Origin of the sequence: Streptomyces sp. NPDC096013, from assembly GCF_044763565.1 — a bacterium.
Lineage (GTDB): Bacteria > Actinomycetota > Actinomycetes > Streptomycetales > Streptomycetaceae > Streptomyces.
In genome coordinates this window covers 180,939-195,282 of sequence record NZ_JBIWGK010000003.1, presented here as the reverse complement: position 1 = coordinate 195,282, position 14,344 = coordinate 180,939, and the positions used below count along the sequence as shown (strand labels likewise).

Annotated in this window: 14 protein-coding genes; 6 read left to right on the top strand and 8 right to left on the bottom strand. The window is 72.6% G+C overall.

Going from position 1 to position 14,344, the window contains the following annotated elements:
* Positions 1 to 138: 138 nt before the first annotated feature.
* From ACIRB1_RS12460 to ACIRB1_RS12450, 3 genes are read right to left on the bottom strand one after another with little or no spacing between them, the layout of a single operon-like run.
* Complete coding sequence (locus ACIRB1_RS12460; protein WP_352181977.1) at positions 139 to 801, bottom strand: ABC transporter permease; 663 nt, start codon at positions 799 to 801, stop codon at positions 139 to 141.
* Positions 801 to 1,442 carry an ABC transporter permease gene (locus ACIRB1_RS12455; protein ID WP_037748117.1) on the bottom strand — a complete coding sequence of 214 codons (642 nt, stop codon included), beginning with the start codon at positions 1,440 to 1,442 and terminating at the stop codon, positions 801 to 803. The genes ACIRB1_RS12460 and ACIRB1_RS12455 overlap by 1 nt, the downstream gene beginning before the upstream one ends.
* Positions 1,439 to 2,473: an ABC transporter ATP-binding protein gene (locus tag ACIRB1_RS12450; protein ID WP_403465497.1), complete on the bottom strand. Its 1,035-nt coding sequence runs from the start codon at positions 2,471 to 2,473 to the stop codon at positions 1,439 to 1,441. Before ACIRB1_RS12450 ends, ACIRB1_RS12455 begins: the two co-directional genes overlap by 4 nt.
* Before the next feature lie 141 nt (positions 2,474 to 2,614).
* Here ACIRB1_RS12450 and ACIRB1_RS12445 point away from each other — a divergent pair, with 141 nt between their 5' ends.
* The 3 genes from ACIRB1_RS12445 (at position 2,615) to ACIRB1_RS12435 (ending at position 6,077) form a co-directional block, all read left to right on the top strand.
* Positions 2,615 to 4,318 carry an aromatic amino acid ammonia-lyase gene (locus ACIRB1_RS12445; RefSeq protein WP_352181979.1) on the top strand — a complete coding sequence of 568 codons (1,704 nt, stop codon included), beginning with the start codon at positions 2,615 to 2,617 and terminating at the stop codon, positions 4,316 to 4,318.
* Entirely contained in the window at positions 4,315 to 5,235 is a 921-nt protein-coding gene (locus ACIRB1_RS12440) for a MurR/RpiR family transcriptional regulator (RefSeq protein ID WP_403465496.1), read from the top strand. The genes ACIRB1_RS12445 and ACIRB1_RS12440 overlap by 4 nt, the downstream gene beginning before the upstream one ends.
* Positions 5,236 to 5,483: 248 nt before the next feature.
* Positions 5,484 to 6,077: a hypothetical protein gene (locus ACIRB1_RS12435; RefSeq protein WP_403465494.1), complete on the top strand. Its 594-nt coding sequence runs from the start codon at positions 5,484 to 5,486 to the stop codon at positions 6,075 to 6,077.
* A gap of 5 nt (positions 6,078 to 6,082) precedes the next feature.
* Here the strand turns inward: ACIRB1_RS12435 and ACIRB1_RS12430 are convergent, their stop codons facing one another.
* The 5 genes from ACIRB1_RS12430 to ACIRB1_RS12410 all read right to left on the bottom strand — a co-directional run bounded on the left by ACIRB1_RS12430 (position 6,083) and on the right by ACIRB1_RS12410 (position 9,851).
* Complete coding sequence (locus tag ACIRB1_RS12430; protein ID WP_266771580.1) at positions 6,083 to 6,457, bottom strand: hypothetical protein; 375 nt, start codon at positions 6,455 to 6,457, stop codon at positions 6,083 to 6,085.
* A gap of 22 nt (positions 6,458 to 6,479) precedes the next feature.
* On the bottom strand, positions 6,480 to 6,986 hold the full coding sequence (locus tag ACIRB1_RS12425; RefSeq protein ID WP_403465493.1) for a roadblock/LC7 domain-containing protein: 507 nt from the start codon (positions 6,984 to 6,986) through the stop codon (positions 6,480 to 6,482).
* A gap of 34 nt (positions 6,987 to 7,020) precedes the next feature.
* Positions 7,021 to 7,881, bottom strand: a complete 861-nt coding sequence (locus ACIRB1_RS12420; protein ID WP_403465492.1) for a transcriptional regulator — start codon at positions 7,879 to 7,881, stop codon at positions 7,021 to 7,023.
* Positions 7,878 to 8,276, bottom strand: a complete 399-nt coding sequence (locus tag ACIRB1_RS12415) for a hypothetical protein (RefSeq protein ID WP_266771584.1) — start codon at positions 8,274 to 8,276, stop codon at positions 7,878 to 7,880. The genes ACIRB1_RS12420 and ACIRB1_RS12415 overlap by 4 nt, the downstream gene beginning before the upstream one ends.
* 183 nt (positions 8,277 to 8,459) lie before the next feature.
* Positions 8,460 to 9,851, bottom strand: a complete 1,392-nt coding sequence (locus ACIRB1_RS12410) for a diaminopimelate decarboxylase (RefSeq protein ID WP_403465491.1) — start codon at positions 9,849 to 9,851, stop codon at positions 8,460 to 8,462.
* 177 nt (positions 9,852 to 10,028) lie between these two features.
* Here ACIRB1_RS12410 and hutU point away from each other — a divergent pair, with 177 nt between their 5' ends.
* From hutU to ACIRB1_RS12395, 3 genes are all read left to right on the top strand, one after another.
* Entirely contained in the window at positions 10,029 to 11,693 is a 1,665-nt protein-coding gene (hutU, locus tag ACIRB1_RS12405; protein WP_403465490.1) for a urocanate hydratase, read from the top strand.
* Positions 11,694 to 11,767: 74 nt separating this feature from the next.
* A complete protein-coding gene (locus ACIRB1_RS12400) occupies positions 11,768 to 12,970 on the top strand; it encodes an allantoate amidohydrolase (protein WP_403465784.1) in 1,203 nt (400 codons plus the stop codon).
* Positions 12,967 to 14,325, top strand: a complete 1,359-nt coding sequence (locus tag ACIRB1_RS12395; RefSeq protein WP_352181987.1) for a formimidoylglutamate deiminase — start codon at positions 12,967 to 12,969, stop codon at positions 14,323 to 14,325. Before ACIRB1_RS12400 ends, ACIRB1_RS12395 begins: the two co-directional genes overlap by 4 nt.
* Positions 14,326 to 14,344 lie beyond the last annotated feature (19 nt).

Genomic DNA, 14,344 nt, shown 5'->3' with positions numbered 1-14,344 from the left:
GGGTTCCCTGGGCGAGGTCGGGTGAAGTCCGGGGTGGTTCGGCAGCGCCCCGAGGGGCGACGCACCCAAGGGGCGCGGGGAACTGCGCGACCGGCCACGACGGCGCCGCAGACGAAAACGGCGCATCCGGCGAGGCGACTACGCCGTCCGGTGGCGGAAGAGGAATCGCTGAAGGGCGGAGAGGCCCAGGTCCAGCACGATGGCGACGACGGCCACCAGCACCGCACCGCCCAGCACCTGCACGAGATCCCGCTGGGCGAGGCCGTCGAAGACGTACCGGCCCAGCCCGCCGAAAGACACGTATGCGGCGATCGTGGCGGTGGCCACCACCTGGATGAGGGCGAGCCGCAGGCCGGTCATGATCAGGGGGAGCGCGAGGGGCAGCTCCACCTGGAACAGGACCTGGTGGCCGCGCATGCCCTGGCCGCGTGCCGCGTCCTTCACGTCCGGGTCCACGGCGGTCATCCCGGCGTAGGTGTTCGTGACGATGGACGGGACCGCGAGGGCGACCAGCGCGATGTACACCGGCCACATCGACAGGCCGCTGGCGAGGAAGACGAGGACGACCAGGCCGACGGTCGGCAGGGCGCGGCCGAAGGACGCGAGGTTGATCGCGAGGAAGGCGCCCTTGCCGGTGTGGCCGATCAGCAGGCCGAGGGGGAGGCCGATCGCGGCCGCGATGAGGGTCGCGAGCAGCGAGTACTGGAGGTGCTCGGCGAGGCGGTGCGCGATGCCGTCCGAACCGGCCCACTGGGAGCCGCTGGTCAGCCACTGGGCGAGGTTCTTGAAGAGTTCGTACATCAGGCGCGCCGCCTCTTCCACGGGGTCAGCACGTACTGGAGGGCGACCAGCAGGGCGTCCGCCACCACGGCCAGGAGCAGGGTCAGGACGACGCCGACGATGACCGGCGTCGGGAAGTCGCGCTGGAAGCCGTCGGTGAAGAGCTGGCCGAGGCCGCCGTCGCCGATGTAGGTCGCGACCGAGACGAGCGAGATCGACATGACCGTGGCGATACGGACACCGGCCATGATCACCGGGAGCGCGAGGGGGAGTTCGACGGTGAGGAGCGTGCGCAGGGGGCGCGTGCCCATCGCCTTCGCGGCCTCCTTCGTCTTCGCGGGGACCGAGTCGAGGCCCTCGACCGTGTTCCGCAGCAGCACGACCAGCGTGTAGACCGTCAGGCCGATGACCGTGGTCGTACGGGTGAGGCCGCTGATCGGGAGCAGCAGCACGAAGATCGCGATCGACGGGATGGTGAAGAGGACGTTCGACAGGCCGAGCAGGAAGCCCCGGAGCGGGCGGACCCGATGCGCCACGACCGCGAGCGGGAGCGAGATCAGCAGGCCGAGGAGGACGGCGGTCATCGCGGCCTGGAGGTGCGAGAACGTGAGGCTGGTCAGGTCGTCGGTGTGGTCGCCTATCCACGACCAGTCGATCGTCATGCCGCGACCCTCGCGTCGGCGTGCGCCCGGCCAGCGTGGGTGTGGATGTCGTCGCGGGAGGAGACGCCGGTGAGGACACCGGCCGCGTCGACACGGGCGATCAGGCCGTTCGGGGAGGCGACGGACTCGTCGAGCGCGGCGAGCAGGGAGTCGTCGTCCGTCAGGGGCCGTACGGGTATGACGGCGTCCTTCGCCGCCCAGTGCAGGGGCTTGCGCGCCTCGTCGAGGACGAGGGTCCACGGGCCGCCCTCGGGGGCCGGGCCCTGCGGGACCTCGGCGAGGGTCGTCAGCGAGAGCAGCTTGAGGCCGCGTTCGGCGCCGAGGAAGTCGGCCACGAAGTCGTCGGCCGGGCGGGCGAGGAGTTCGGCGGGGGCCGCGCACTGGACGAGGTGGCCGCCGGTGCGGAAGATCGCGATGCGGTCGCCGAGCCGTACGGCCTCGTCGATGTCGTGCGTGACGAAGACGATGGTCTTGTTCAACTCCTTCTGAAGACGGAGGAGTTCGTCCTGGAGCTGGGTGCGGACCACCGGGTCGACGGCGCCGAAGGGCTCGTCCATCAGCAGCACGGGCGGGTCGGCGGCGAGTGCGCGGGCCACGCCCACGCGCTGCTGCTGGCCGCCGGAGAGCTGGTGCGGGTAGCGCTTCCCGGCGTCGGCGGCGAGGCCGACGGTCTCCAGGAGTTCGGCGGCGCGGGCGCGGGCCCTCTTCCTGCCGTGGCCGAGCAGGAGCGGCACGGTGGCGATGTTGTCGAGCACCGTGCGGTGCGGGAAGAGGCCCGACTGCTGGATGACGTAGCCGATGGAGCGGCGCAGTTCGGCCGCGTCCTGACGGGTGACGTCCTTGCCGCCGACCCTGATGACGCCCGAGGTCGGGTCGATCATCCGGTTGATCATCCGAAGGGTGGTCGTCTTGCCGCAACCGGAGGATCCGACCAGTACCGTGACCCCGCCCTCCGGCATCTCCAGAGTGAGGTCGTGAACTGCTGTCGTGCCGTTGGGGAAGCGTTTGTGGACCGCGTCGAACTGGATCATGAGTTGTCCCTTGCCCGGCTGTATAACGTCATGCAGAGTTCTCGGTGTCTGAATAGTTTGTCAATGTCTCCGCGTTAATCCGAGGTAACGGATGACCGGTAGGCAAGATCGAGTGTCCGGATTGAGGGGAGTTAGGGCTATATGTCGTCTCGGATCGTGGACACGGCTGATGCGATGGTCTCCGGAGGCTCCGACCTCGTCGTCCTCGACGGGGTCGGCTTCGGCGTCGCCGATGTCGTCCGGCTCGCCGACGGGGACGCCCGGCCGGTCCCCGGCACCGACGCGATGAAGCGCGCGACCGAGTCCTGGGACGCGGCCCGCCAGATCGCCGCGACCGGCCGCGTCTACGGCCGCTCCACCGGCGTCGGCGCCAACCGGAACGAGGACGTGCCCACGGAGGCCGCCGCCGAGCACGGCCTGCGGTTGCTGCGCAGCCACGCCGGCGCGATCGGCGACGAGCTTCCCGCCCGGGAAGTACGGGCGATGCTCGCGGTCCGCGCGAACCAGCTGCTGGCGGGCGGCGCGGGGCTGCGGCCCACGGTCGTCACCGCGCTCTGCGAGGCGCTGGAGAGCGGGGTGTACCCGGTCGTCAACGAGTTCGGTTCGGTGGGGACGGGGGACATCGCGGCGCTGGCCCAGGTGGGGCTGGCGCTGGTGGGGGAGCATCCCTGGCGGGGGGTGGGGGAGGCCGGCGAGGCGGGTGGGGCGGCCTCAAGTGGTCTGTCCCGCAACGGAGTTACCGAAGCTCGTGCCCGCAATGGAGGTGCCGATCCCCGTGCCGGCGCCGGAGTCGCCGACGCTCGTGCCCGTGCCGGAGATACCGAGGCTCGTGCCCGTGCCGGAGTCGCCGACGCTCGTGCCCGCGCGGGAGTTCCCGAGCCCCAGCCCCTCGACAACAACGACGCGCTCGCGCTCATCAGCAGCAACGCGCTCACCCTCGGGCAATCCGCCCTCGCGCTGCACGAGTTGAGGGGGCTGATCGGGGCCACGCAGGTCGTCGGTGCGCTGTCGCTGATCGCTGTCGACGGGTCGCACGAGCCGTTCGCCGCGCCGGTGCATGCCGCCCGGCCGCACCACGGTTCGACCGAAGTCGCCCGGCGGATGCGGGAGTTGATCGGAGCCGCCGACCGGCCCACCCCACCGCTCGGGCGCATCCAGGACCCGTACGGCTTCCGGTGCCTGCCGCAGATCCACGGGCCCGCGCACGACGCCGCCGACGCGCTGGAAGCGGTGCTCGCGATCGAGATCAACGCCGCCGCCGAGAACCCCTTCATCTCCGCCGAGGACATGACCGCCTACCACCACGGCGGCTTCTACCAGGCCCAACTCGTCCTCGCCCTGGACCACTTCAGGCTCGCCCTCACCCAGGTGGCCCGGCTCTCGACGTCCCGGCTCTCCTCGCTGAACGAGCCCGCGTTCACCCGCCTCAAGCCCTTCCTCGCCGACAACGAGGCCGCCTCCTCCGGCGTGATGATCCTGGAGTACTCCGCCGCCGCCGCCCTCGGTGACCTGCGGGCCTTCTCCGCTCCCGCCTCGCTCGGGCACGCTGTACTCTCCCGGGGCGTCGAGGAACAGGCCAGCTTCGCCTCGCTCGCCGCACGTCAGACACTGCGCGCCTGCCGCGCGTACCGTCTCGTCGTCGGCTGCGAACTCGTCGCCGCCGTCCGGGCGTTGCGCCAGCGCGGTCTGCGGCCCGACCCGGAACTCCCGGTCGGCCGCGCGCTGGAGCTGGCCGAGTCGGTGCTCGTCGACGAGACGGCGGACCGGCCGCTCACGGACGATGTGACGGCGGCGGCGGGACTGCTGGACCGGTTCACCGAGATCTGGAGGGGGAGCACGTCATGAGCGTGGGCAGAAGTGGGGACGGGAGTGCGGACAGGAGCGCGGAGCCTAGCGAGGACCCGTCCGCGGACAGGAGTGTGGGTGTGACCGACAGCCCGGCCGCACGGTTGCAGACGCTCTTCGAGGGGCACCGGCTCACGCCGACCCAGCGGCGCATCGCGCACAGCATGGTGCGCCGCGCCGCCGACGTGCCGTTCCTCTCCAGCGTCGAACTCGCCGAACTCGCCGGTGTCAGCCAGCCCTCCGTGACCCGTTTCGCGGTCGCCCTCGGCTTCGACGGCTACCCGGCGCTGCGCAGACACCTCCGCGAGGTCACGCCCGCCGAGTCGGCACCGGACACGGCGTCGTACAACGAGTACCAGCAGGCCGTAGAGGCCGAGATCGAGAACCTCAGGCACCTCGCCGAGATACTGGCCGACCCCCGGCCGGTCGCCAAGGCGCGCCGCCTGCTCGCCGCCTCGCGCCCGCTGCCCGTCCTCGGCCTGCGCGCGGCGGCCTCCCAGGCGTACGGCTTCGCGTACTTCGCCGCCAAGGTCCATCCGGACGTACGGCTGCTCAACGAGGGCGGCACGATGATCCACGACCGGATCGACGCGGCCGTCCGGGCCGGTGCCACCGCCCTGCTGTGCTTCGCGCTGCCCCGGCATCCGCGCGAGGTCGTGGACACGCTGGCGTACGCGCGGGAGGCGGGCCTGACCGTCGTCACCGTCGCGGACTCGGCGTTCGCCCCCGTCGCCAAGGTCTCCGACCTGCTGATCCCGGCCGCCGTCGGCACCGGCCTCGCCTTCGACACGGCGTGCGCGCCGATGCTGCTCGGCCGGGTCCTGCTGGAGGCGATGTGCGACGACCTGCCGGACGCGCAGGCCAGGCTTGAGGAGTTCGACGCGCGGGCGGCGGCACGGGGGTTGTTCGTGGAGTGACGGGCGCTCCGCGGGCGGACGGGAGAGTTGCCGGGTGCCGGGTGCCGGGTGCCGGGTGCCGGGTGGCGGGTGGCACGGTGTGGGGTTTGGGGTGCGGGTGCGTTGTGGCTGGGCGCGCGGTTCGCCGCGCCCTACGGCGTCCGTGCCCGAAAACCCGTCCTCGCCGCCGACTTCTCAGACTCGTCTCACGTTCGCTCACTAGTCTCCCCGCCGGACGGAACGGTGCCGGGACGACCAGGAGGCGGGACGTGGCACGCGGAGATCGGAGAGTTCAGGGGCTGGCCCGAGTGGCTGTCGTCGTACGGGCCGGGGCCGCCCCGATGTGGTGGTTCGGGGTGCTCGCGGCGGGTGTCGGGGTGCTGCCGCCCGGCATCACCGGGCGGCGGATCGGGGTGATGGCCGGGGCCGCGCTGTTCATCGTCGCGGCGGCCGTGGTGTCGTACGCGCGCCGCAAGCGCTACACCGAGCTCGCCCGCGGGGCCGTCCGGGCCGGGAAGCACGACGTGCTCCAGGACCGCGCGGTGAGCACACGGAACTGGCGCCGTGCCCACCGCTGGTGGCTCGTCCTCGCTCTCGCGCTCGCGCTGGCCGCCTCGTTCGCCGTGCCCGCCGCGGGCGGCATGCTGCTCGCCGGTGCCGGTACGGGGCTGCGCCTGAAGGCCGCGTGGCTCGGCCGCCGCGAGCGTGCCGACGACGTGCTGCTCTGGGTCCGCGTCGACTGGCTGGACAAGCGCCACGGCGCCCCCGCGGGCAAGCCGGTCAAGGGCTACCGCTCCACCGGCATCGCCGCCGGCGACGCGACCCCGGGCGGGGCGCGCCGCCGCAGCGACGTCTTCGCCTAGGCCGGCTACACCTCCAGGTCCGCCTCGATCTTCTTCAGCTGGTGCCGGGCCATCGCCAGGTTGGCCCGGTTGGCGTCCAGGACCAGGTAGAGGAAGAGGCCGTTGCCGCCGCGCCCCTTGAGCAGGCGGATCAGGTGGTACTGGCTCGACAGGGTGATCAGGATGTCCTCGATCTCGCCCTTCAGGCCGAGGTGCTCCATGGTGCGCAGCTTGGAGCGCACCACGTCGGTGTTGCCGGCCGCGGCGACCCCGAGGTCGAAGGTCTTGCTGCCGCCCATCGTGCCGAGCGCCATACCGCTGGTGTAGTCGACGAGCGCGACGCCGGTCGCGCCCTCGATGGAGGTCAGCGCCTCTTTGAGAGAGGTTTCGGTGTTGGCCATGACAGTGCTCCCTTGGGTCCGTTCAACTTTCCGTGGTGGTACGCGCGTTGGTGGTGCGTGGTGCGCGCGCTGTTCTCGGTCGTGCGGTGGTGGTTCTCGGGGGTGCCTTGGCGGGCGCCGTCTCCTCGGACCGCTCCGCGGCCTCGGCCTCGGCTGCCGCCTCGGCGTCGACCAGTTCGCCGATCCGGGCCCCCGCCCGGCGGCCCTCCAACAGCAGCCGGCCGAGGTTGACGCGGTCCTGGGCGAGCACGGTCAGCACGGCGCCCCGGCCCGCCGCGTAGGTCGCGACATAGCCGTAGACCCCGCGCACGAGCAGCTCGCGGAAGTCGCCCTGCCCGGTCGCGTCCGCCATCCGTTCGGCCACGCCGAGCGCCGTCACGGTCAGCGCGGCCACCCGCTCGGGCTCGACGCCCGGGGTGTCCTGGGCCAGGACGAGACCGTCCACGCCCGCCGCCAGCGCCCCGGTCAGCTGGGGCACCCGGGCTCTCAGTCGCCGCAGCTCGTCGAGGATCTCGGCCTCGGAGGCCATCGGCTCTCTCCTCTCGGCGCGTGCCCGCTGCCACTCAAAGGGCCTCCAGCGCATCCCTGAGCCTCTTCAGCAATGTGATGTCGGGATCGGCGACGTCCGGCACGGATGCGGCTCCTGGCGCGGCTCTTGGCGCGGGTCCGGGTGCGGTCACAGCGGCGGGCACGGCCGGCCGGGGTGAGACGAGCCCCGCCGACACCAGCCGCCGGACGTCCAGCAGCGTGGGGTACGCCCGCCGGCCCAGCGCCCGCGCGATGTCCGTCGCCGTACGGACGCCGTCCACCCGGTCCAGCACCGCGGCCTGCCGGGGCGTGACCGGCGGGGGCGCGACGGGGTCGGTCCGCACCAGCGGCGCGCCGTCCGTCGCCGCGTCCGGCCAGACGCGGTGCAGCAGATCCCGGCGGCGCAGCGTCTCCCGCTCCAGTGCGGCCACCGGAACCGGCCGCACACCCCCGAGCGGATGCGTCACGCCGTACCGGAAACGGCCCGGGGTGCTGCTCGGCGCGAGCACGAAGTACGCCGCGTCGTACAGCGCCCCCAGATGGCACAGCTCCAGCGCGCCCGGGCTCAACAGGCCGCCGTCCAGCAGCAGTCGGGTGGTGGCGTGCCGGTCGTCGGTGGCTCTCGCCGCGGCCTCCCACGCCTCGGCGCCCAGCGTGCCGTGCGCGGTGAGGAGCAGGTCGAGGCCGGGCGCGGACGGGCTCTCGGCGTGGACGACCCCGCCGTCCACGAGATGCAGGCTGCCGCGCTCCCGGACGAGGACACCGGTGGCCTCCTCGGCGGCGAGCCGGGTCAGCATCGGCGAGACGCCGCCCCAGCCCCGGTCCCCGGCGGCGGCCTTGTCCCGGACCGGCAGCCGGGGCGGCGGGGTGGTGGGCGTGGCCTTGACCGCGGTCATCCCAGCACCAGCCGTCCGGCCATCTCGCCGAGCCGGATGCGGGCCAGCGCGAGGTTGCCCTCCGCGCGGGCCAGCCACAGGTGCAGGAACACGCTGCTGTCGAACGACGTCCGTACGAACCGGAGCACGTGATAGCTGTCCCGGTTGCTGACGATCAGGTCCTCCAGCGGCGGATCGTCGGCCTCCTCCCCGTCCGTTCCCATGGACGCGAACGCCCGGTGCTCGGCCGCGAGCCGCGCCAGCTCGGCGGCCTCGGCGGCACTGGCCTCCTGGTCACCGCCCGGGGACTCCCCGACGACGCCCAGGGCCAGCCCGCTCGTCCAGTCGACCAGCGCGGCGCCCCGGGCACCGGGCAGTCGCATGGCCTCAAGTAAGCACTCGTCGATTCCGGGCACCGTGGCTCCCCTCCCGCCTGCGGTTCGGCTGAGTGACGACGAAGCTACGCACCGTGTGGCCGAGGGGTGAGGGATCTGGCATTTTCCAGTGGAACATGCTCCCGAGTGACTAAGGTGGGTCAACTGACCCCGTTTTCACACGAGTTGCATGGGTCAGTTGAACCCTGCTCGCACCGGTGTGCGTCAACGGCTCCCGGGCGCGCGCAGGGTGGTGAGCGCGACGGCGTGCGCCCCTCCGGACTCGGCCACGATCTCCGCCGTCGTCTGGGGCCTGCGCACGGTCGCGAACGTCACGCCTCCGGCGCCGTCCTGCACGAAGCCGTAAATGCCGGGCCGGGCAAGGGAGTTGTAGGCGTAGTGCGCCGAGAAGTAGTACGCACCGGTGTCCAGCGCCGCCGCGTAGTCGCCCTGCTCCAGCAACGGCAGCGCCTGTCCCTCGGCCAGCAGGTCACCCGCGAAGCACGCGGGCCCGGCGACATCCTGCACCACCTCGGGGCCCGGCTTGGGGCGCCCCTTCCCGTCGTAGGCGGCGATCCGCAGCGGCCAGGACTGCGGCGCGTACACCGTCCGGGTCGCCACCTGCACGCCCGCGTGCGTGATCGCGATGGGCCGCCCGCCCGCGCTCTTCGCGTACTCGACCCGGGCCACCACCGTGCCCTGCTTGGCCAGCATCGACCGCCCGAACTCGGTCACCAGCCCGTACCGCCCGTCGAACAGCCCCGGCACCGCCTCCCGCAGCAGCCGCGCGTACTGCGCGTAGGTCGGGGTCGTCGCGTCCGAACCGAAGTTGACCCCCAGGCCGCCGCCGATGTCGAGCGTGTCGATCTGCGGCCGCCCGATCCGCGCGTTGATCTCCTCCGCCAGCTCGTACGTCTCCGCCACGCCCCGCGCGAGCAAGGTCAGCGGGATGCCCTGCGACCCGGTGTGCGCGTGCAGCCGGGTCAGCCACGGCCGCTCGGCGTAGGCGCGCACCACCCACTCGCGCGCCCCCTCGTCCCGCAGTGCCACCCCGAACTTCGAGGTCGCCGTCGCCGTGGAGAGCGCCGCGATCGACCCGCCGCCGATCTGCGGATTGACCCGGATGCCGAGCGGCGAACGGCTGCTCGCCGACCGCATCAGTCCGTCGATGCGCTCCAGCTCCTGCGGATTGTCGGCGTTCACGGCGATCCCGAGTGCCAGCGCCTCCCGCAGCTCCGCCGACGTCTTCGCGGGCGCGTCCAGCACCGTCCGCTCCGGCCGCACGCCCGCCGCCCGCGCGAGGGCCAGCTCGCCGGGGCTCGCGACCTCGGCGCCGATGCCCTCCTCGTGCAGCAGCCGCAGCACCGGCACCAGCGGGCTCGCCTTCACGGCGAACGCGTGCAGCACCGGGGTCCCGGGTGCCGTCACCGCGTCGAACGCCGCCCGCAGCTCCGCCGCCGACTCCCGGATGCCGGTGACGTCCAGCAGCGCGGCGATGGGGGCGCCGGGTCCCAACAACCCCTGTTCCACGGCGGCCCGGACCGCCTCGTCCCGGCGGGCGGTGCGCGCGCCGCCGGGTTCGGTGGCGTCCGTGTGACCCTGGATTCCGTCGCTCATCGCATTCCCCGTCGTGTCGTCACCCGTGGCGGTACAACCGGCTCGTACATCCGGCCAAACATCCTGAGCCTGCCCAGAGAGACGCCCTGATGTATTGACTAGTTCTATTCACGAAGCCAGGATGTGAATAGAAGTAGGAGAAAAATCCGCTGCACGCAGTCCGCTAGGAGGCAGACCATGTCAGGACCCCGCCCCGTACGAGCACCCCGCGGTACGGAACTGAGCGCCCTGGGATGGCAGCAGGAGGCCGCCCTGCGGATGCTCCAGAACAACCTGGACCCCGAGGTCGCCGAACACCCCGACAAGCTCGTCGTCTACGGCGGCACCGGCAAGGCCGCCCGCGACTGGCGCTCCTTCGACGCCATGGTCCGCACCCTGCGCACCCTCAAGCAGGACGAGACGATGCTCGTCCAGTCCGGCCGCCCGGTCGGCGTGATGCAGACCCACGAGTGGGCCCCGCGCGTCCTCATCGCCAACTCCAACCTCGTCGGCGACTGGGCCAACTGGGAGGAGTTCCGCCGCCTGGAGGCCCTCGGCCTCACCATGTACGGCCAGATGACCGCCGGTTCGTGGATCTACATCGGCACCCAGGGCATCCTCCAGGGCACCTACGAGACCTTCGCCGCCGTCGCCGCGAAGAAGTTCGACGGCACCCTCGCCGGGACCATCACCCTCACCGCCGGCCTCGGCGGCATGGGCGGCGCGCAGCCCCTCGCCGTGACGATGAACGACGGCGTCGCGATCTGTATCGACGTCGACCCGCGTGCCATCGAACGCCGCATCGAGCACCGCTACCTCGACGTCAAGGCCGACAACCTGCGCCATGCGCTGGAGCTGGCCGTCGAGGCCCGCGACGCCCGCCGCCCGCTCTCCATCGGCCTCCTCGGCAACGCGGCCGAACTGCTCCCGCAGATGCTCGCCGAGGGCGCCCCCATCGACATCGTGACCGACCAGACCTCGGCCCACGACCCGCTGGCCTACCTCCCCGTGGGCATGGCCTTCGAGGACATGGCCGACGAGGCCGCCAAGGACCCGGCGGGCTTCACCACCCGCGCCCGTGAGTCCATGGCCCGGCACGTCGAGGCGATGGTCGGCTTCATGGACGCCGGTTCCGAGGTCTTCGACTACGGCAACTCGATCCGCGGCGAGGCCCAACTCGCCGGGTACGAGCGCGCGTTCGCCTTCCCCGGCTTCGTCCCCGCCTACATCCGCCCCCTCTTCTCCGAGGGCAAGGGCCCCTTCCGCTGGGCCGCCCTGTCCGGCGAGGCGTCCGACATCCACAAGACCGACAAGGCGATCCTGGAACTGTTCCCCGAGAACGAGTCCCTCGCCCGCTGGATCAAGATGGCGGGGGAGCGGGTCCACTTCCAGGGCCTTCCCGCGCGTATCTGCTGGCTCGGCTACGGCGAGCGGGACAAGGCCGGTGACCGGTTCAACGACATGGTGGCGAGCGGAGAACTGGCGGCGCCGCTGGCGATCGGCCGGGATCACCTGGACGCCGGGTCCGTCGCCTCCCCGTACCGCGAGACCGAGGCCATGCTCGACGGCTCCGACGCGATCGCCGACTGGCCCCTCCTGAACGCCATGGTCAACGTCGCCTCCGGCGCGTCCTGGGTCTCCATCCACCACGGCGGCGGTGTGGGCATGGGCCGCTCCATCCACGCGGGCCAGGTCACCGTCGCCGACGGCACCGCCCTCGCCGGCGAGAAGATCCGCCGCGTCCTCACCAACGACCCCGGCATGGGCGTCATCCGGCACGTGGACGCGGGCTACGACATCGCGGAGCGGGTCGCGGACGAGCGGGGCGTGCGGGTTCCGATGCGCGAGGGTGACGACGCGTGACCCTTCCGGGAGACGAGCGGGGCGGCGACTCCGCGGCGCCGGACGCGGCCCTGTCCGGCGCCTCCTTCCACGAGATGTGGCGCGAACTGCTCCCCGTCGGCCGGCACCCCGACTCCGGCGGCTACCGCCGGTTCGCCTGGACCGCCGCCGACGCCGAGTGCCGTGCCTGGTTCGAGGAGCAGGCCCGGTCCCGGGGCCTGACCTACGAGCTGGACCGCAACGGCAACCAGTGGGCCTGGCTCGGCGATCCCGCCGCCGGGGACGCCGTCGTCACCGGGTCGCACCTCGACTCGGTGCCCGACGGCGGGGCCTTCGACGGGCCCCTCGGTGTCGTGTCGTCCTTCGCCGCGCTCGATGAACTGCGCCGCAGGGGAGCGCGGTTCACCAAGCCCCTCGCCATCGTGAACTTCGGTGACGAGGAGGGCGCCCGCTTCGGACTCGCCTGTGTCGGCTCGCGGCTCACCGCCGGGCAGCTCACCGTCGAGCAGGCACACCGGCTGACCGACGGCGACGGGATCACGCTGCCGCAGGCCATGGCGGCGGCCGGCTACGACGCCGACGCCATCGGCCCCGACCCCGAACGCCTCGCCCGCATCGGCGCGTTCGTCGAGCTTCACGTCGAACAGGGCCGCGCGCTGGACCTGTCCGGCGACCGGGTCGGCATCGCCAGCGCCATCTGGCCGCACGGACGCTGGCGGTTCGACTTCCGGGGCGAGGCCAACCACGCCGGCACGACCCGGCTGGTGGACCGCCGCGACCCGATGCTGTCGTACGCGGAGACCGTGCTCGCCGCCCGCCGCGAGGCCCAGCTCGCGGGTGCCGTGGCCACGTTCGGGAAGATCGCCGTCGAGCCGAACGGCGTCAACGCCATCCCCTCCCTGGTGCGCGGCTGGCTCGACTCCCGCGCCGCCGACCAGGACACCCTGGACACGGTGGTCACCGGTGTCGAGAAGGCGGCCCGCGAGTACGCCGAGGCGCACGGTGTCGACCTCGACGTCGTCCGGGAGTCCTTCACCCCCGTCGTCGAGTTCGACCACACACTGCGCGACGAACTCGCCCGCGTCCTGGGCAAGGACACCGACCTCACGGTCCCCGTCCTGGGCACCGGCGCCGGACACGACGCCGGAATCCTCTCCGGAAGCATCCCGACCGCCATGCTGTTCGTGCGCAACCCCACGGGCGTCTCGCACTCCCCGGCCGAGTTCGCGGCCGAGGATGACTGCGTGGCCGGGGTGACCGCACTCGCCGACGTACTGGAAGGGCTGGCCCGCAGGTGACATCCCCCGCCGCACCCCGAACGCGGACGTACTGGCTGGAACACGCCTGGCTCGACACCAACGTCGAGCCGGGCGTCGCCCTGGAGGTGGGCGACGGACGCGTCACCGCCCTCCGCACGGGCGTCGACACCCCGCCCCCCGGCGCCGAGATCCTCCGCGGACTCACCCTCCCCGGGCTCGCCAACGCGCACAGCCACGCCTTCCACCGGGCCCTGCGCGGCACCGTCCAGGTCGGCTCCGGGACCTTCTGGACCTGGCGGGAGTTCATGTACTCCTTCGCCGACCAGCTGACCCCGGAGACCTACCACGCCCTCGCCCGCGCGGTGTACGCCGAGATGGCGCTCGCCGGGATCACGGCCGTCGGCGAGTTCCACTACGTGCACCACGCGCACGGCGGCACCCCGTACGCCGACCCCAACGCCATGGGCGAGGCCCTCATCGCCGCCGCCTCCGAAGCCGGCATCCGCATCACCCTCCTCGACACCGCCTACCTCTCCTCCGGCTTCGGACAGCCCCCCAACCGGCACCAGCTCCGCTTCTCCGACGGCAGCGCGGACGCCTGGGCCGAACGCTCTTCACTTCTCAAGGAACGGGATCACGCGCGGATCGGTGCCGCCATCCACTCCGTACGGGCCGTGCCCGCACGGGAGTTGGCGACCGTGGCCCGCTGGGCCGAGGAGCGGCGGGCCCCGCTCCACGTCCACCTGTCCGAGCAGACCGCCGAGAACGACGCCTGCCGCACCGCCCACGACTGCACCCCGACCCGGCTCCTCGCCGACCACGGAGTGCTCGGCCCGCGCACCACCGGTGTCCACAACACGCACCTCACCGACGAGGACATCGCCCTGCTCGGCTCGACCGGCACCGGCACCTGCATGTGCCCGACGACGGAACGCGACCTCGCGGACGGCATCGGCCCCGCCGTCGCCCTCCAGCGCGCGGGCTCACCCCTCTCCCTCGGCTCCGACAGCCACGCCGTCATCGACCTCCTCGAAGAGGCCCGCGCGATGGAGCTGAACGAGCGCCTGCGCACCCGCACCCGGGGTCACTGGACGGCGGCGGCCCTGCTCCGCGCGGCCTCGGCCGACGGCCACGCGGCACTCGGCTGGACGGACGCGGGCACGCTGGAGGCAGGCGCGCTCGCCGACTTCACGACGATCGCCCTCGACTCGGTCAGGACAGCGGGGCCGGTGCCCAGGCTCGGCGCCGAGACGGCCGTATTCGCGGCGACGGCAGCGGATGTACGGCACACGGTCGTGGGCGGCCGGCACGTCGTACGCGACGGCGCTCACACGCTCGTACCGGATGTGCCACAGGCGCTGGCGCGGGCCGTCGAAGCCCTGCGCTCCCGCTGACCGCCGAACCCCCCACCCA

Coding starts and splice junctions, on each gene's coding strand:
- ACIRB1_RS12455 (WP_037748117.1), bottom strand. CDS start 1,442: ATGACGATCGACTGGTCGTGGATAGGCGACCACACCGACGACCTGACC.
- ACIRB1_RS12420 (WP_403465492.1), bottom strand. CDS start 7,881: ATGACCGCGGTCAAGGCCACGCCCACCACCCCGCCGCCCCGGCTGCCG.
- ACIRB1_RS12440 (WP_403465496.1), top strand. CDS start 4,315: ATGAGCGTGGGCAGAAGTGGGGACGGGAGTGCGGACAGGAGCGCGGAG.
- ACIRB1_RS12425 (WP_403465493.1), bottom strand. CDS start 6,986: ATGGCCTCCGAGGCCGAGATCCTCGACGAGCTGCGGCGACTGAGAGCC.
- ACIRB1_RS12430 (WP_266771580.1), bottom strand. CDS start 6,457: ATGGCCAACACCGAAACCTCTCTCAAAGAGGCGCTGACCTCCATCGAG.
- ACIRB1_RS12445 (WP_352181979.1), top strand. CDS start 2,615: ATGTCGTCTCGGATCGTGGACACGGCTGATGCGATGGTCTCCGGAGGC.
- ACIRB1_RS12460 (WP_352181977.1), bottom strand. CDS start 801: ATGTACGAACTCTTCAAGAACCTCGCCCAGTGGCTGACCAGCGGCTCC.
- ACIRB1_RS12450 (WP_403465497.1), bottom strand. CDS start 2,473: ATGATCCAGTTCGACGCGGTCCACAAACGCTTCCCCAACGGCACGACA.
- ACIRB1_RS12400 (WP_403465784.1), top strand. CDS start 11,768: ATGTGGCGCGAACTGCTCCCCGTCGGCCGGCACCCCGACTCCGGCGGC.
- hutU (WP_403465490.1), top strand. CDS start 10,029: ATGTCAGGACCCCGCCCCGTACGAGCACCCCGCGGTACGGAACTGAGC.
- ACIRB1_RS12410 (WP_403465491.1), bottom strand. CDS start 9,851: ATGAGCGACGGAATCCAGGGTCACACGGACGCCACCGAACCCGGCGGC.